18 protein-coding genes are annotated in these 16,512 nt (G+C 71.0%); 5 read left to right on the plus strand and 13 right to left on the minus strand.

All coding sequences use genetic code 11. The features are described 5' to 3' along the window. The gene (locus tag ACVHNB_RS10825; RefSeq protein WP_428951597.1) at positions 1-555 is read left to right on the plus strand and encodes a DUF1697 domain-containing protein; all 555 of its coding nucleotides are present in this window, start codon (positions 1-3) and stop codon (positions 553-555) included. On the opposite strand, the gene ACVHNB_RS10830 is transcribed toward ACVHNB_RS10825, so the two are convergent. Then, positions 539-1,405, minus strand: a complete 867-nt coding sequence (locus tag ACVHNB_RS10830; RefSeq protein ID WP_428951596.1) for an aldo/keto reductase — start codon at positions 1,403-1,405, stop codon at positions 539-541. The two genes, ACVHNB_RS10825 and ACVHNB_RS10830, sit on opposite strands and share 17 nt — an antisense overlap. Positions 1,406-1,540: 135 nt before the next feature. Between ACVHNB_RS10830 and ACVHNB_RS10835 the strand changes: the two genes are divergently transcribed. Both ACVHNB_RS10835 and ACVHNB_RS10840 read left to right on the plus strand, forming a co-directional pair. Then, the gene (locus ACVHNB_RS10835) at positions 1,541-2,545 is read left to right on the plus strand and encodes a ketopantoate reductase family protein (protein ID WP_456227917.1); all 1,005 of its coding nucleotides are present in this window, start codon (positions 1,541-1,543) and stop codon (positions 2,543-2,545) included. Between the two features lie 54 nt (positions 2,546-2,599). Next, complete coding sequence (locus tag ACVHNB_RS10840; protein WP_456227918.1) at positions 2,600-3,217, plus strand: TIGR03086 family metal-binding protein; 618 nt, start codon at positions 2,600-2,602, stop codon at positions 3,215-3,217. On the opposite strand, the gene ACVHNB_RS10845 is transcribed toward ACVHNB_RS10840, so the two are convergent. Further along, positions 3,207-4,487 (minus strand): MFS transporter, encoded by a 1,281-nt coding sequence (locus ACVHNB_RS10845; RefSeq protein ID WP_456227919.1) that lies wholly within the window; start codon positions 4,485-4,487, stop codon positions 3,207-3,209. The two genes, ACVHNB_RS10840 and ACVHNB_RS10845, sit on opposite strands and share 11 nt — an antisense overlap. Positions 4,488-4,567: 80 nt before the next feature. On the opposite strand from ACVHNB_RS10845, the gene ACVHNB_RS10850 reads away from it, so the two are divergent. Both ACVHNB_RS10850 and ACVHNB_RS10855 read left to right on the plus strand, forming a co-directional pair. Continuing rightward, on the plus strand, positions 4,568-5,548 hold the full coding sequence (locus ACVHNB_RS10850) for an ArsR/SmtB family transcription factor (RefSeq protein WP_428951592.1): 981 nt from the start codon (positions 4,568-4,570) through the stop codon (positions 5,546-5,548). Positions 5,549-5,723: 175 nt separating this feature from the next. Further along, positions 5,724-6,257, plus strand: a complete 534-nt coding sequence (locus ACVHNB_RS10855; RefSeq protein ID WP_456227920.1) for an RICIN domain-containing protein — start codon at positions 5,724-5,726, stop codon at positions 6,255-6,257. 57 nt (positions 6,258-6,314) lie between these two features. Here the strand turns inward: ACVHNB_RS10855 and ACVHNB_RS10860 are convergent, their stop codons facing one another. The 11 genes from ACVHNB_RS10860 to ACVHNB_RS10910 all read right to left on the minus strand — a co-directional run bounded on the left by ACVHNB_RS10860 (position 6,315) and on the right by ACVHNB_RS10910 (position 16,509). Further along, complete coding sequence (locus tag ACVHNB_RS10860) at positions 6,315-7,055, minus strand: sirohydrochlorin chelatase (RefSeq protein ID WP_456227921.1); 741 nt, start codon at positions 7,053-7,055, stop codon at positions 6,315-6,317. Between the two features lie 6 nt (positions 7,056-7,061). Next, on the minus strand, positions 7,062-7,940 hold the full coding sequence (locus ACVHNB_RS10865) for an ABC transporter permease (RefSeq protein WP_456227922.1): 879 nt from the start codon (positions 7,938-7,940) through the stop codon (positions 7,062-7,064). Then, on the minus strand, positions 7,927-8,706 hold the full coding sequence (locus tag ACVHNB_RS10870) for an ABC transporter ATP-binding protein (RefSeq protein ID WP_428951588.1): 780 nt from the start codon (positions 8,704-8,706) through the stop codon (positions 7,927-7,929). Before ACVHNB_RS10870 ends, ACVHNB_RS10865 begins: the two co-directional genes overlap by 14 nt. A 34-nt stretch (positions 8,707-8,740) precedes the next feature. After that, complete coding sequence (locus ACVHNB_RS10875; protein ID WP_456227923.1) at positions 8,741-9,859, minus strand: aliphatic sulfonate ABC transporter substrate-binding protein; 1,119 nt, start codon at positions 9,857-9,859, stop codon at positions 8,741-8,743. 229 nt (positions 9,860-10,088) lie between these two features. After that, entirely contained in the window at positions 10,089-11,447 is a 1,359-nt protein-coding gene (locus tag ACVHNB_RS10880) for a sulfate adenylyltransferase subunit 1 (protein WP_428951586.1), read from the minus strand. A gap of 2 nt (positions 11,448-11,449) precedes the next feature. Continuing rightward, complete coding sequence (cysD, locus tag ACVHNB_RS10885; RefSeq protein WP_428951585.1) at positions 11,450-12,385, minus strand: sulfate adenylyltransferase subunit CysD; 936 nt, start codon at positions 12,383-12,385, stop codon at positions 11,450-11,452. Continuing rightward, entirely contained in the window at positions 12,382-12,948 is a 567-nt protein-coding gene (gene cysC, locus ACVHNB_RS10890; protein ID WP_456227924.1) for an adenylyl-sulfate kinase, read from the minus strand. The genes cysD and cysC overlap by 4 nt, the downstream gene beginning before the upstream one ends. Positions 12,949-12,952: 4 nt before the next feature. Continuing rightward, positions 12,953-13,663: a phosphoadenylyl-sulfate reductase gene (locus tag ACVHNB_RS10895; RefSeq protein ID WP_428951583.1), complete on the minus strand. Its 711-nt coding sequence runs from the start codon at positions 13,661-13,663 to the stop codon at positions 12,953-12,955. Then, a complete protein-coding gene (locus ACVHNB_RS10900; RefSeq protein WP_428951582.1) occupies positions 13,660-13,839 on the minus strand; it encodes a hypothetical protein in 180 nt (59 codons plus the stop codon). The genes ACVHNB_RS10895 and ACVHNB_RS10900 overlap by 4 nt, the downstream gene beginning before the upstream one ends. Further along, positions 13,836-15,533 (minus strand): nitrite/sulfite reductase, encoded by a 1,698-nt coding sequence (locus ACVHNB_RS10905; RefSeq protein ID WP_456227925.1) that lies wholly within the window; start codon positions 15,531-15,533, stop codon positions 13,836-13,838. The genes ACVHNB_RS10900 and ACVHNB_RS10905 overlap by 4 nt, the downstream gene beginning before the upstream one ends. Before the next feature lie 391 nt (positions 15,534-15,924). Further along, the gene (locus tag ACVHNB_RS10910) at positions 15,925-16,509 is read right to left on the minus strand and encodes a GNAT family N-acetyltransferase (RefSeq protein WP_456227926.1); all 585 of its coding nucleotides are present in this window, start codon (positions 16,507-16,509) and stop codon (positions 15,925-15,927) included. Between the last annotated feature and the right edge of the window lie 3 nt (positions 16,510-16,512).

A 16,512-nucleotide genomic window follows, 5' to 3' on the forward strand; every position in this document is an offset into this window, starting at 1 on the left:
ATGACGACCAGGAGATACGCGGCCCTGCTGCGCGGCATCAACGTGGGTGGCAACAAGAAGGTCCCGATGGCCCGGCTGCGCCCGCTGATCGAGGGGCTGGGCTGCACCGACGTCCGCACCTACCTGCAGAGCGGCAACGTGGCCCTCGCGGCGGACGGCGGCGACGAGGAGTCGCTGGCACGCGACATCGGGGCCGCCATCGAGGGCGAGTTCGGCTTCGCGGTCGACGTCCTCGTCCGGGACCACGCCTATCTGAAGGCCGTCATGGAAGCGTGCCCCTTCCCCGCGGCCGAACTGCAGGGCAAGCAGCTCCACGTCACGTACTTCTCCGAGCCGGTGAGCGCGGACCGCTTCGCCGACGTGGACCCGGCCGCGTACGCGCCGGAGGACTTCCGGCTCGGCGACCGCGCCCTCTACCTCTACGCCCCCGACGGCCTCGGCACCTCGAAACTCGGCGCCCAGCTCGGCCGCCCCGCGCTGAACAAGGGCCTGATCGCGACGAGCCGGAACTGGAACACCGTGGTCAAACTGGTGGAGCTCACGGACGGGGCGTGAGTGCGTCCAGCCGGGCCATGTCCTCCTCGGTGAGCCGCACTCGCGCGGCGCCCAGGTTCTCCTCCAGATGCCCGAGCGAGCCCGTCCCCGGCGTCGGGCACAGCACGGGGGAGTGGTGCAGCAGCCAGGCCAGCGCGATCTGCGACGGGGTGGCGTCGTGGGCCACCGCGATGTCGGAGCACACGGCGTCGCCCGAAAGGCTGCCGTTGCCCAGCGGGAACCAGGGCAGGAACGCGATGCCGTGCGCCTCGCACAGCTTCAGCAGCGGCTCCGAGGCGCGGTCCAGGAGGTTGTAGCGGTTCTGCACGGAGGCGATCGGCACGATGTCCAGGTCGAGCGCCGCCCGCAGCTGCCCGGCCGTGACCGAGTCCAGGCCCACGTGCCGGATCTTGCCCGCGTCCCGCAACTCCCGCAGCACGCCCAGCTGGTCGGCCATCGGGACCTCCGGGTCGAGCCGGTGCAGCTGGTACAGGTCGATGCGGTCCAGCCGCAGCCGTCGCAGGCTCGCGTCGCACATCGCGCGCAGCCGCTCCGGGCGGCCCTCGATGTGCCAGGCCTCGGCCGAGTCGCGCACGACACCGCCCTTCGTGGCGACCACCAGGCCGTCGGCGTACGGGTGCAGGGCCGCGGCGACCCGCTCCTCCGCCACGTCCGGGCCGTAGTTGTCGGCGGTGTCGACGAGCGTCACCCCCCGCTCCACGGCGCGACGCAGCAGCGCGGTCGCGTCCGCGTCGGTGCCGCGCGAGCCCCAGCAGCCGGGACCGGTCAGCTGCACGGTTCCGTAGCCGAGCCGGCGTACAGACAGGTCGGAGCCGATCCGGAAGGTCTCCAGCGGTGCGGGGCGCGTCATGGCGCGACCGTATCCGACGCCCTCCGCGCGCTCTCACGGCGGTGCCGTCGGCCGATGCCGCACGCAGCGAGAGTTTGCCGGATCGCAACAGCCGCGTCGATGGCCCCTGCAACCTTCCGTGAAAGGGTCGCGGACATGCGCTATCTCATCATCGGAGCAGGAGCGGTCGGCGGTGCCGTCGGGGGCCGGCTCGCGCAGGCGGGGCACGAGGTCGTCCTCGTCGCGCGCGGCGAGCAGTACAAGGCGCTGCACGCCGACGGACTGCGGCTGCAGACCCCGGAGGGGCAGCACACCCACCGGCTGCCCGTCGTCGACGGCCCCGAGCCGCTCGGCCCCCTCCGCGCCGACGACGTGCTGATCCTCGCGGTGAAGACCCAGGACAGCGCCGCCGCGCTCGCCACCTGGGGCGCGCGGCCCGTCGCGGGCGGCGGCACCGCGGCCCAGCGGCTGCCGCTGGTCTGCGCGCAGAACGGGGTGGAGAGCGAACGGCTCGCCCTGCGCGTCTTCCAGCGCGTGTACGCGATGTGCGTCTGGCTGCCCGCCACCTTCGTCGAGCCGGGCGTCGTCCGCGCCGACGGCACCCCGCTCACCGGCATCCTGCACCTGGGCCGCTACCCCGAAGGCGTCGACGACACGGCACGGGCCATCGCCGCCGACCTGGAACGGTCCCGCTTCGAGGCTCCGGTCGCGGCCGACGTCATGCGCTGGAAGTACGCCAAACTCCTGGCGAACCTGGCCAACTCCCTGGAGGCGGTCTCCGGCGTGCTCACCAGCGAGGAGGGCATCGCCCTGTTCCGGCGTGCCCGCGCCGAGGGCGAGGCCGTGCTCGCCGCGGCCGGTATCGCGTACACGCCGCAGGACGAGGAGCAGCGGGCGCGGGCCGAGAAGATCCGGTTCGAGCCCTTCGACGGAACACCGCGCGGCGGCGGCTCCTCCTGGCAGTCCCTCCACCGCGGCACCGGCACCATCGAGGCCGACTACCTGAACGGCGAGATCGCGCTCCTCGGCCGGCTGCACGGGGTGCCGACCCCGGTCAACGACGTCCTCCAGGAGTACGCCGACGAGGCGGCCCGCCAGCGGCGTCCGGCGGGCGCGACGCCCCTGGCCGAGCTGACCGCGGCGATCGACGCACGCGGCTAGGGCCTGTCGCGTTTGTTCAAGAGAGGGCGGCGGGCCCCGCCGTAGCGTCGGTGCATGGAAGAACGCATGGGCACCGTGTACCCGTACCTCGTCGAGGCCGCCGCCGAGGCCTCCCGCGTCGCGGCGGGCGTCGGCCCCGACCGGCTCGACGCCCCCTCGCGCTGCGGCGACTGGGACGTGCGCACCCTCGTCGACCACTGGGTGCTGTACAGCTCGCACGGCCTGGAGCACCGCGCGCTGCGCAGCCCCCTGCCCGAGGAGCTCACCGGACGGGACTTCACCGCCGACGAGGACTGGGCCGCGCGCTACGCCGCCCGGCTCGACGCGGCCGTCACCGCCTGGGCCGCGCCCGAGGTGTGGGCGGGCGACATCGACCTCGGCTTCGCCCGGCAGCCCGCCCCCGAGGTCGCCACGCTCCTGTGGGCCGAACTCGTCCTGCACGGCTGGGACGTGGCCCGCGCCACCGGCCAGGAGTTCCAGGTCTCGGCCGGCGCGGGCGCGCTGCTGCTCCGGGTCGTCGAGAAGAACGCCGAGACGTACCGCCGGTACGAGGGGTTCGCCGACCCCGTCGACGTGCCCGGCGCCACGTCTGCCTACGAGCGGGCCCTGGCGGGCAGCGGACGCGATCCTCGCCACACGGCTCGACACCGGGCAACCTCCGTCAGGGGCTGACGGACTCACCGCGCCACGCGTCCCGCCGCGCCCTGCGCACGGCGGGACCCACACCCAGACCCGCCGCGACGAACAGCACCCCGAGCACGGCCCAGCCCGCCGTCCCGTGGTCGATGGCCGTGGCGGTCACCAGGGCCGGTGCGGCCATCGTCGCCGCGGCCTGGCCCGAGTTGAACACGCCCTGGTAGACGCCCTGGGCGCGGGCGTCCGCCAGCCCGTATCCGACGGTCCAGCCGCCCGCGGCCGACAGCACCTCGGCGAGCACCTGTACCACCGCGCCCACCACCAGTACGGTCAGCGCCCACAGCGGCGACAGACCCGCCGTGCACGCGAACACCGCGCACGACAGCGCCAGCAGCAGCCCCGAGCGGCGCATCGCCCGCACCGCGCCCGACAGATCCTCCACACCGCGCGTCGCCCGCACCTGGAGCAGCGCCACCAGCGCACAGTTGAGGATCATGATCAGCGCCGCCGACCAGCGCGGCGCGTCCGTGTGCTGCACGATCCACAGCGGCAGACCCACCTCCAACAGGCTGTACTGCAGGGCCAGTACGGCATTGAGGAACGTCACGCCCAGATACGGCAGATCACGCACCGCCCGCCAGCGGCTCTCGGCCGGTGAGTCGTCCACGGGCCGCCGCGCGCCGCCGCCCGGCAGCCGCAGCACCATCAGCGCCGACCCGACGAACGCCACCGCGTCGACGAGGATCAGCGCCGTGTACCCGGCGCGACTGTCCACCTGCAGCGCCAGCGCGCCGAACGCGCCGCCCACCCCCATGCCCACGTTGGTGACCATCCGCAGATGCGCCCGGCCCTCCACCCGCGTCCCGGCGGGCAGGACGTCGGCGTACAGCGCGTTGCGCACCCCCATGCTCGCCTGGCACAGCGCCGCGTAGCCGATCGCCGTCGCCAGGAAGGAGGCGTACGAGCCGATCAGCGTGTACGCCGCCAGCGCCGCACCGCAGCCGATCCACAGCACCGTCAGCACCGGCCGGCGCCCCCACCGGTCCGATGCCCGGCCCGCGGGCACCCCCGCCGCGATCCCGAACAGGCCCGCCACGGTCAGTCCGATCCCCACCGACGTGGCGCTCAGGCCGATGATCCGCGTGAAGTACAGCACGCTGACCGGGAAGAAGAGGCCGCGCCCGAAGGCGTTGAGGAGCGTGAGCAGGGAGAGGCGCAGCAGCAGCGGGTCGGTGGGGAGCATGCCGGCGAAGCGGGTGGCGGGCGCGGCCTCGACGGGCCGTGCCTCGGTCGGCGAAGTGGTCATGACCACAGGGAACCGGGCTCACGCCGCCGTCCGACATTCCTTTAGCGTGGAGCTAAAGGGTGAAGGGGGGAGAGCGCGGGGTGATCGAATTCCGTTTCGTGGTCGGGGATCTGGCCCGCACCTCGTTCGCGTACTCGCCCCTCCAGGAGGCCGTGTACTCGCTGCGCTGCTGGCGCGACCCCGCCCGTTACCCGCACCAGCGCCCGTGGCTGCGCCGGCTCGCACCGGCCTTCGGGCGTCTGGACACCGAGCTGCTCACCGCGCTGATCGCGCCGAGACTGTGGATCCCGGACTTCCTCACGCCGCGCCCCGACCGGCCCCGCCCCGTCTTCGGCCAGCAGCTGGACGCCCTGCGCGACGTTCCGCTTCCGCTGATCGCGCAGCACTTCACCGCCGCGTACGGCGCCGAACGGCTCCCGCCGGTGGTCCGCGCGGGCCTCACGGACCCGGCAGCCTTCCTCGACCGCGTCCTGACGGCCCTGGACGCCTACTGGCACGACTGTCTCGCCCCCGACTGGTGGCCGCGCGCGCACCACGTCCTGGAGGCCGACCTCGCCCACCGCGGCAAGGTCCTCGCCGAGGAGGGCGCGGGCGGCCTCTTCGCGAGCCTCGACCCGCGCCTGAGCTGGAGCGGCGAAGTCCTCACCCTCGTCAAGAAGTTCGACCGGCACCCCTGGCCGGAGGCCGACATCCGCATCGGCGGCCGCGGTCTGGTCCTCGTCCCCACGCTCTTCGCGCAGGGCGCCCACACGATGATCGACCCCGGGCTGCCGCCGCTCCTGTCCTACCCGGCACGCGGCCGGGCCACGATCTCCGAGGCGCCCCCGCCGGCCAACGACGAGGCCCTGACCCGCCTCCTCGGCGCGGCCCGCGCCCGCATCCTCCGCCTCCTCGCCGACCCCGCCTCCACCACCCAGCTCGCCCACCGGCTCGGCGTGACCCCGGGCGCCGTGAGCCAGCACCTGTCGGTCCTCTACGACGCGGGACTCCTGTCGCGGACGCGCAGCGGGCGCAGCGTGCGGTACGCGCGCAGTGAGCTGGGAGAGCGACTGTGCGGGTGACTCAATTCCGTGGCGCCGCGAAATAGCTGTTTGCGGAGACCTGATGGTGAAGCTCTGGGGAACCTCAAGCAATCGTGCGGAAAGAGTGACCGCAGTTCGGTCCCGTTGAAATCGGATGATCTTGAAGGTAAGTTTTCCCGGGTCAAGGAAAAAGAATAGATCGGGGGATCTCTTCATGACTTCGAAAAATCGGCTTGCTCTGCTCGCCTCCACGGCGTCGCTCTGTCTCGCGGCCGGCGTGGTGACCGCGGGCGACGCGGAAGCAGCCACTTCCTGGCGCACGCTCAAGTTCACGCACGGGTCCAACATCTGCCTCAGCCTGCAGTCCAAGGCCAGCACGAAGAAGGGCAAGCGCACCCAGATCAAGAAGTGCAACGGCGGCGCCGCCCAGCTGTGGCGCATCGACCGCTTCAAGTACCACGGCAAGTACCTCGCCAAGCTGCACCCCGGGACCGCCACCAGCACGTGCCTGGACGCCAAGAAGTCGGAGAAGCTCGGCAGCGGCTGGCACCTGCATGCGGCGAAGTGCAGCTCTTCGGCGTCGCAGAAGTGGAAGTACGTGCTGAGCAACACCGGCAGCTATTTCACCGCTCAGAACTACAGCACGAACCTCTGCGTCAACGCCTACAAGAAGGGCAAGAAGTCCGGGACCTGGGTGGGCACGGCCAAGTGCACCAGTAAGGCCGGTCAGATTCTCCTGGTCGCCTAGTTCCTGCTCCGAGAACTCCCGGGAATTCGCATGGGATTCCCGGGAGTTTCCTTTTTCTCAGGCGCCGACAGCGGCCGGCACGGAAAGCACCGCATGCGTGTACCGCTCGATGACGGTCCGCGCCACCTCCGGCGCCGCCCCCAGCACGCCGGCCAGCACATCGGCCCCGGCCGCGCCTTCCGCGACCCGGTCCGGCAGGCGCCCCGGGGCCAGGAAGTACGGGGCGACCGCGACGCGGGCGCAGCCCAGGCCGCGCAGTTCCCGAACGACGTCCTCGGTACGGGGCAGCGATGCGGAGGCGAACGCAGGCCGCACGGCGCACCAACCGGTGTGCCGCCACTCCCGCGCGATATCAGCGATCACTGCGATCGCCTCCGGGTCGGTGGAGCCCGCCGAGGCCAGGACGACCCCGGTCGTGGGCTTGTCGGCCGGGGTCAGCCCGGCCTCGTACAGGCGGCGTTCGAGCGCCGACACCAGAAGCGGTGAGGGACCGAGGACCTCCGCCTGACGGATGCGCAGCGAGCGCGGGGCGGTGCGCAAGGCCGCCGGGATGTCGGACTTCGCGTGGAAGGCGCGGGTGAGGAGCAGCGGCAGGGCCACCACGTCCCGCACCCCCTCGGCCGCCAGCGACTCCAGCATCCCGGTGACGGACGGGATGTTGAAGTCCAGGAAGGCCGTCTCCACCCGCACACCCGGCCGTTGCGCCCGGACCTCGCGCACCAGTGCGTTCACCGTCGCGGCGTGCCGCGGGTCGCGGCTGCCGTGGGCGATGAGCAGAAGAACGGGCTTGTGGTGCATGGCGATTCAGTTCCTGACGAGCAGCCCGCGGCTGCGCAGCACCCTGCGCTCGAGCGGGCTGAAGATGAGCAGGTCGATGGCGATGCCGACGAACAGAATGAGCAGGATGGCCTCGAACACCATGGCCATGTCGATGGCGGTGCGGCCGTTCTCCAGGAGCTGCCCGAGGCCCACGCCCAGGTCGGGGAAGTTGGCGATGATCTCGGCGGCCATCAGCGAGCGCCAGGAGAACGCCCAGCCCTGCTTGAGACCGGCGACATAGCCGGGCAGCGCGGCGGGCAGCGTGATGTGCCAGGTGCCGCGCAGGCCGGTCGCGCCCAGGGTGCGGCCCGCCCGCAGATACAGCGGCGGGACCTGATCGATGCCGGACACCAGGCCGTTGGCGATCGAGGGCACGGCGCCGAGCAGGATGACGGCGTACATCATCGAGTTGTTCAGGCCCAGCCACACCACGGCCGGCGGCACCCAGGCCACCGAAGGCAGCGACTGCAGTCCGGACAGCACGGGTCCGATGGCCGCCCGGACGAACTTCACCCGCGCCACCAGCAGTCCGAGCGGCGTCCCGATGCACAGCGCGATGGCGAAGCCGAGCAGGCCGCGGGAGACACTGGTCCAGATGTAGCCGAGCAGCTTGCCTTGGAGCCAGTCGTGTTCGAAGGCGTGGTAGACGGCCGCGGGCGACGGCAGCTTGGACGGGTCGTCGACGACCGGGACGAGCAGGGACCAGGCCACCAGGACCACGCCGACGGCGATGATCGGTGGCAGGACCTTGTTCCTGAAGGTGTGGCTGACGGGCGTCCGCGCCTTCGCGGCGGTCTCCAGTGCGTCGAGACCCGCCTCGACGCTCCCGGCGTCCTGGGCCACCGGCGTCTCAGTGCTGGCCATGTCGGCGGATCTCCCCACGCAGTACTTCGGTGATCTCAAGGGACAGCTCCGCCACGGGCGCGTCCTCGATGCGGCGCGGCTGCGCGATGTCCACCGTCCATTCGCGGGCGACCCGGCCCGGACGCGAGGACAGCAGCACGACCCGCTGCGCGAGGCGCACGGCCTCGCGCACGTTGTGCGTGACGAACAGGACGGACACGCCCGTCTCCGCCCAGATGCGGGTCAGTTCGTCGTGCATGACGTCCCGGGTGATCGCGTCGAGCGCCGCGAACGGCTCGTCCATCAGCAGCAGCCGGGCGTCCTGGGCGAGCGCCCGGGCGAGCGCCACGCGCTGGCGCATGCCGCCGGACAGCTCGTGGACGCGCTTGCCGTACGCGCCCTTGAGGCGGACGAGCGCGAGCAGTTCCTCGGCCCTGGCACGCCGGTCGGGTTTGGCGACACCCTGGAACTTCAGGGCGAGTTCGATGTTCTTGCCCGCGGTCAGCCACGGGAAGAGCGCGTGCTCCTGGAACATCAGGGCGGGGCGGCCCTGCGTCGTGATGGACCCCGTGGTGGGCTTGTCGAGCCCCGCCACAAGGTTCAGCAGCGTGGACTTGCCGCAGCCCGAGGCTCCCAGGAGGGTGACGAACTCGCCCGGAGCGACATCGAGACTGATGTCGTCCAGGACGAGCTGCTGCCCGCCCGGACCGGCGAAGGACTTCGAGACATGCTCGAGCCGGGCCGCCCGGTCCACTGCCTCCGCTGCTTTCGCGAGCGTCGTGGCCATGGTCGTCACCTCCTGGGAATCTGTGGGTCCGGTCTCAGTTCGCGCCGAGGCCGGCGTCGTCGACCTTGGCCCCGCCCTCGGCCGCGAGGACCTTGTTGAGCGGCCTGAGGTCGTAGATGCCCTTCAGGTCCGGCTTCTCCAGCAGCCCGGCCTTGACCGCGTGGTCGGCCTCGGTGCCGAGCGTGGACGCCAGCGGATCGTCGGTGATCTGGATCGACTTCCACGCCGGGTCGAGCACCTCGGCGGGCAGCGCCTTGCCCGAGTCGGCCTTCAACTGCTTGTTGGCGGACGCCTTGGCCTTGTCCTCGTTGGCGTTGATCCACTTGTTGGCCCCGACCGAGGCCTTCAGGACCGCTTCCACGGCCTTGGGGTGCTTCTCGAGGAAGTCCTGCCGCACGATGACGTTCGTGATCACGAACTTCTTGTCGGGCCACAGCGAGGCCTCGTCGAGCAGGGTCTTGCCGCCCTCGGCGACCAGCTTGGAGGCGGTCGGCTCGGGCACCCAGGCACCGTCGATGGAACCGTTCTTGAAGGCGTCCGGGGTCACCTTGTTGTCGCTGCGCACGACGGTGACGTCGCCCTTGCCGCTCTGGGCGTCGACCTTCCAGCCCTGTTCCGCGATCCAGTTGAGGAACGCGACGTCCTGGGTGTTGCCGAGCTGGGGCGTGGCGATCTTCTTGCCCTTGAGGTCCTTGAGGGACTTCACCTTCTTGGGGTCGACGACCAGCTTCACGCCGCCGGACGCCGAGCCGGAGATGATGCGCAGCCCCTTGCCCTTCGACTTGGTGTAGCCGTTGATCGCGGGGGACGGGCCGATCCAGCCGATGTCGATGGAGCCGGAGTTGAGGGCCTCGATCTCGGACGGGCCCGCGTTGAACGTCGCGTACTTGGCCTGGGTGGCGCCGAGCGACTTCTGGAAGAAGCCCTGCTCACGACCGACGAGAGCGGTCGCGTGCGTGAGGTTGCCGAAGTAGCCGATCTTCACCGAGTCGAGGCCGTCGATCTTCTTGGCCCCGGCAGCGACCTTCTGCTTCGCCGAGTCGTTGTCGGAGTCCGAGCCGTAGCCGCAGGCCGTCGCGGTGAGCGCGAGGAGCGGCAGGGCGGCGACGGCGACGAGGCCGCGACGCGCGAAGGTGGAACGGTTGGCAGGCACGGGAGGTTTTCCTCTCGTTGGCCCGGCGGTCACGCCGTCAGGGCGGGGCCGGGAAGTCGGCAGGTCTTCGTCTGTGGGGGTGTGGGGCGTGGGGGGCGTGGGCGCGCAGGCAGTGCGCGTACGTCATCGCGCACATCGCGCGACCCCGCCCTGTCCGCTGCCGAGGGCGCCGCTGCCGACGCGGCCGCCCTCCTTCGCGAACGTCCCGTAGTAGTCGATGGAGGTCATGTCAGAAGTCCCAGCCGTCCTCGTCGTCGACGGACGCGACGGCCTCGGCCGAGGCGGCGAACGCCTTGCCCGCCATCCCCGCCGCCAGCGTCGTCCCGTCCGACGGGTCGATCAGCAGGAACGAACCGGTGCGCCGCGAGTCGGCGTACGCGTCGATGGCGAGCGGCTCGGCGACCCGGACCTTGACGCGGCCGATGTCGTTGGCGACGAGCTGCCCCGGCTCGGGGTGCTGGGAGAGGTCGTCGAGGGTCAGCCGCGACGGGATCTCCTTCACGATCGCCTTGACCGTGCGCGTGGTGTGCTTGAGCAGCACCCGCTGGCCGACGACGAGCGGGGTGTCGGCGACGTGGCACACGGTCGCCTCGACATCCTGCGAGGTCGCGGGCGCGTCGTGGCTCGGCACGATCAGGTCGCCGCGCGAGATGTCGATGTCGTCCTCCAGGAGGAGGGTGACGGACTGCGGCGTCCACGCCACGTCGACGGCCTTGCCCAGCAGGTCGATCCCGGCGACCTTCGACGTGCGGCCGGAGGGCAGCACGGTGACGGACTCGCCGACGCGGAACGTACCGGCGGCGATCTGCCCCGCGTAGCCCCGGTAGTCCGGGTGCTCGGCGGTCTGCGGCCGGATCACGTACTGCACGGGCAGCCGCGCGTGGCAGCTCGTCAGGTCGTGGCTGACCGGCACCGTCTCCAGGTGCTCCAGGACGGTCGGGCCGCCGTACCAGTCCATGTTCGCGGACGCCTCGACCACGTTGTCCCCGGCGAGCGCCGAGATCGGGATCGCGGTGATCTCCGGGACGCCCAGGTCGCCCGCGTACGCGGTGAACTCCTCGGCGATCTGGGCGAAGACGGACTCCTGGTAGTCGACGAGGTCCATCTTGTTCACGGCCAGGACGACGTGCGGGACGCGCAGGAGCGCCGCGACGGCGGCGTGCCGGCGGGTCTGCTCGATGACGCCGTTGCGCGCGTCGACCAGGACCACGGCGAGGTCGGCGGTGGAGGCGCCGGTGACCATGTTCCGGGTGTACTGCACGTGGCCCGGGGTGTCCGCGAGGATGAAGCGGCGCCGGGGCGTGGCGAAGTAGCGGTAGGCGACGTCGATGGTGATGCCCTGCTCGCGCTCGGCGCGCAGGCCGTCGGTGAGCAGCGCGAGGTCGGGCTCGGCCGCGCCGCGGCTGCGCGAGGCGTGCTCGACGGCCTCCAACTGGTCGGCGAGGACCGACTTGGAGTCGTGCAGCAGACGCCCGACGAGCGTGGACTTGCCGTCGTCGACCGAGCCGGCCGTGGCGAACCGCAGCAGGGTGGTGGCCGAGAGACCCGCGAGTTCCTCGGCGGCCGTGGAGTCGGTGGTGCTGGTCATGTCTAGAAGTACCCCTCGCGCTTGCGGTCTTCCATCGCGGCCTCGGACATCTTGTCGTCGGCGCGGGTGGCACCCCGCTCGGTCAGCCGGGACGCGGCGATCTCCGCGATGACCTTCTCGATGGTCGTGGCGTCCGAGTCGACGGCGCCGGTGCAGGACATGTCGCCGACGGTGCGGTAGCGCACGAGCCGGGTCTCGACGTCCTCGCCGTCCTTCGGGCCGCCCCATTCACCGGCGGTCAGCCACATGCCGCTGCGCTGGAAGACGGGCCGCTCGTGCGCGTAGTAGATCTCGGGCAGCTCGATGTTCTCGCGGGCGATGTACTGCCACACGTCCAGCTCGGTCCAGTTCGAGAGCGGGAAGACACGCACGTGCTCGCCGGGCGCGTGGCGGCCGTTGTAGAGCTGCCACAGCTCGGGGCGCTGACGGCGCGGGTCCCACTGCGAGAACTCGTCGCGCAGCGAGAACACCCGCTCCTTCGCGCGGGCCTTCTCCTCGTCGCGGCGCCCGCCGCCGAACACCGCGTCGAACTTCTCGCTCTGGATCTTCTCCGTGAGCGGCACGGTCTGCAGCGGGTTGCGCGTCCCGTCGGGACGCTCCTTCAGCACGCCGCGGTCGATGTAGTCCTGCACGGACGCGACGTGCAGCCGCAGCCCGTGCTCGGCCACGACGCGGTCGCGGTAGTCGAGGACCTCGGGGAAGTTGTGCCCGGTGTCGACGTGCAGCAGGGAGAAGGGGATCGCGGCGGGTGCGAACGCCTTGAGCGCCAGGTGCAGCATGACGATCGAGTCCTTGCCGCCGGAGAACAGAATCACCGGCCGCTCGAACTCGCCCGCCACCTCACGGAAGATGTGCACCGCCTCGGACTCCAGAGCGTCCAAGTGGCTCAGCGCGTAAGGGCTGTCGGTCTCCTCGGAGACGGAAACCACGGTCGTCATGCGGCGAGACCCCTCTCGGTGAGCAGCGCACGCAGCGCTGCCGCGGACTCCTGCACGGTCTGGTTGTGCGACTCGATGCGCAGATCGGGCGATTCGGGCACCTCGTACGGGTCGTCGACCCCGGTGAGCCCGGACAGCTCGCCCGCCGCCTGCTTCGCGTACAGCCCCTTCACATCGCGTACGGAGCAGACCTCCACCGGCGTCGCGACGTGCACCTCCAGGTAGGCGGTGCCGCCCGCCTGGTGGCGCTTGCGCACGGCCTCCCGGCTGTCCGCGTACGGAGCGATGACCGGGACGAGCGTCAACACGCCGTTACGGGCCAGGAGTTCGGCCAGGAAACCGATGCGCTGCACGTTCGTGTGCCGGTCCTCGCGGCTGAAGCCGAGGCCCGCCGAGAGGTACTCGCGGATCTCGTCACCGTCCAGCACCTCGACCTGCCGGCCCTCGGCGCGCAGCGTGTCCGCCAGCTCGTTCGCGATGGTGGTCTTGCCGGCGCTCGGCAGACCCGTGAGCCAGATCGTGGCTCCGGTCACTTGCTTCTCCAAAGTCTGTGTCTGGTCCATGAGTTCAGCCGTGGATCCCGCACTCGGTCTTCGCCCGGCCCGCCCAGCGTCCGGCGCGCGCGTCCTCGCCCTCCAGGAGGCGACGGGTGCACGGGGCGCAGCCCACGGAGCCGTAACCGTCCATCAGCAGCGGGTTGGTGAGCACCCCGTGCTCGGCGACGTAGGCGTCGACGTCGTCCTGCGTCCAGCGGGCGATGGGGGAGACCTTGACCTTCCGCCGCTTCTCGTCCCAGCCGACGACCGGCGTGTTCGCGCGGGTCGGGGACTCGTCGCGGCGCAGTCCCGTGGCCCACGCGGCGTATGCGGTCAGCCCCTCCTCGAGAGGCTTCAGCTTCCGCATCGCGCAGCACAGGTCGGGGTCGCGGTCGTGCAGTTCCGGGCCGAACTCGGCGTCCTGCTCGGCGACGGTCTGCCGGGGCGTGAGCGTGATGACGTTCACGTCCATCACGGCCTCGACGGCGTCGCGGGTGCCGATGGTCTCCTCGAAGTGGTAGCCAGTGTCGAGGAAGACGACGTCCACGCCGGGCAGGGCACGCGAGGCGAGGTGGGCGACGACCGCGTCCTCCATGGACGAGGTCACGCAGAACTTCTTGCCGAAGGTCCGCGTCGCCCACTGGAGGATCTCCAGGGCGGAGGCGTCCTCCAGGTCGCGCCCGGCCTGCTCGGCGAGCGCCTTCAACTCTTCAGTGTCCGAGGCGATCTGAGTCGTGGTCATATCTCTTCCCCTCCACCGTCGTTGCGCTGAAGCCCCCGGGACAGGAGTCCGAGGAACTTCAGCCGGAAGGCTCGATTGCACGCCGCGCATTCCCAGGCGCCGTGACCTTCTTCGCTCGGACGAAGGTCCTCGTCGCCGCAGTACGGGCAGTAGAAGGGGGCCGCGCGCTCGCTCATGACAGGGCCTCCTCGGAGGCGCGGGCGGTCCAGGCGGCGAACCGCTCGCCGTCCTCGCGCTCCGCCTGGAAGCGCTTGAGGACCCGCTCGACGTAGTCGGGCAGCTCGGCCGACGTGACCTTCAGGCCGCGCACCTTGCGGCCGAACCCGGCCTCCAGGCCGAGCGCGCCGCCGAGGTGCACCTGGTAGCCCTCGACCTGCTCGCCGTTCTTGTCGAGCATGAGCTGGCCCTTGAGACCGATGTCCGCGACCTGGATACGGGCGCAGGCGTTCGGGCAGCCGTTGAGGTTGATGGTGATGGGTTCGTCGAAGTCCGGGATGCGGCGCTCCAGTTCGTCGATGAGCGAGGCGCCGCGCGCCTTCGTCTCGACGATGGCGAGCTTGCAGAACTCGATGCCGGTGCAGGCCATGGTGCCGCGCCGGAACGGCGAGGCGTTGACCTTCAGGTCCAGCGCCTCCAGGCCGGCGACCAGGGAAGGCACCTGCGCCTCCTCGACGTCGAGCACGATCATCTTCTGCTCGGCGGTGGTGCGCAGGCGCCCGGAGCCGTGGGCGCTCGCGACCTCGGCGATCTTGGTGAGGGTCGTGCCGTCCACGCGGCCGACGCGGGGCGCGAAGCCGACGTAGAAGCGCCCGTCCTTCTGGCGGTGCACACCGAGGTGGTCGCGCCAGGTGCCGGCGGGCTGCTCGGGCGCGGGCCCGTCGACCAGCTTCCGCTTCAGGTACTCGTCCTCCAGGACCTGGCGGAACTTCTCGGCGCCCCAGTCGGCGAGCAGGAACTTCAGCCGGGCACGGGTGCGCAGGCGCCGGTAGCCGTAGTCACGGAAGATGCCGATGACACCGCCGTACACGTCCGGGACCTCGTCGAGCGGCACCCACGCGCCGAGGCGCTGACCCAGCTTGGGGTTGGTGGAGAGACCGCCGCCGACCCACAGGTCGAAACCGGGGCCGTGGTCGGGGTGGTTCACGCCGACGAACGCGATGTCGTTGATCTCGTGCGCCACGTCGAGCTGCGGGGAGCCGGAGATCGCGGTCTTGAACTTGCGCGGCAGGTTGGAGAAGTCCGGGTTGCCGATGAAGCGCCGCTGGATCTCGTCGATGGCGGGGGTGCCGTCGATGATCTCGTCCGCGGCGACCCCGGCGACCGGCGAACCGAGGATCACGCGGGGCGTGTCACCGCAGGCCTCGGTCGTCGACAGGCCGACGGCCTCCAGCCGGTTCCAGATCTCGGGCACGTCCTCGATCCGGATCCAGTGGTACTGGATGTTCTGCCGGTCGGTGATGTCGGCGGTGCCGCGCGCGAACTCCTGCGAGATCTCGCCGATGACGCGCAGCTGCTCGGTGGTCAGCCGCCCGCCGTCGATGCGTACGCGCAGCATGAAGTACTCGTCGTCCAGCTCCTCGGGCTCCAGGACGGCGGTCTTGCCGCCGTCGATCCCGGGCCGGCGCTGGGTGTACAGGCCCCACCAGCGCATGCGGCCGCGCAGGTCGTTGGGGTCGATGGAGTCGAAGCCGCGCTTGGAGTAGATCGTCTCAATGCGTGTCCGCACATTGAGACCGTCGTCGTCCTTCTTGAACTGCTCGTTGCCGTTGAGCGGCGTGAAGTGGCCCACGGCCCACTGGCCCTCGCCACGGTGACGGCTCACCTTGCGGCGGGGCGCGGCGGCAGCGGGCTTCTCAGGGGTGGCAGCCATGGATGTACGTCCTTAACAAGCAGGCAGTCAAAAGTGCGGCGCGCAGCGCCTCGTCGAAGGGTGGTGGCCGGGTGGCTCTGACCGGCACACTTCGCGCAGGGCGCGGCGGTGCGCAGGGAGACGGGGCGGAGCGGGGAAGTCGGCGGTGCTGGTTCTCTCAGCGCGCCGGACAGATGGCGCTGGACATGCGGCCGAAGTCGACGTGCCGTCGACTCACCAAGGCGATTCCAGCTGTAGACATGACGGAAGCGTGTCATGGGACTTTGGGCCCGGTCCACCATCGTCCGTCATTTGGACGTGGTTGTCCCACATCGTGGACGATGGTGGTGCCGGTCACATGTCGGTCAGGTGAAAGGTCGTATACGCCCGTAATGGGGTCGACGGCGGGCTCTCAGGCGGACGGGAACGCGCCGGGCCACGGCCCGGGCGTCGCCACCTCCGGCTCCTCGCCGGTCTCGGTCCTGAACAGCCGGAACCCGCGGCGCTCGTAGTTGGCCATCGCGTGCTCCCCGTCGAGGCTGCACGTGTGCAGCCACACCCGCTTCGTGGGCGTCCGCCCGGGCCACCGATCCGCCAGGTCCCAGGCGCGTGCGATCCCGTACGACAGCAGGTGCCCGCCGATCCGCCGTCCCCGGAAGGCCGGGACGAGCCCGAAGTAGACGATCTCCACGACACCCTCGTCCTGCGCGTCCAGCTCCACGTATCCGGCGGGCGTCCCCCGGTCGTGGGCGACCCAGGTCTCGGCACCCGGCCGCGTCAGCTGCTCCTGCCACTGCGCGTACGTCCAGCCGAGCCGGTCGATCCACTTGATGTCGCCGCCGACGGACGCGTACAGGAACCGGCTGAACTCCGGCGAGGGCACCTCGGCGCGCACGATGCGCACGTCGTCGCCCGCGGGCGGGGTCGCGGGGCGCAGATCGGAGGGGGACGTCTGCTCCAGCGACCAGGTGGTGACGGTGATGTTGCTGCTGCTCATGCG

The sequence above is a fragment of the Streptomyces sp. YJ-C3 genome (assembly GCF_053891275.1).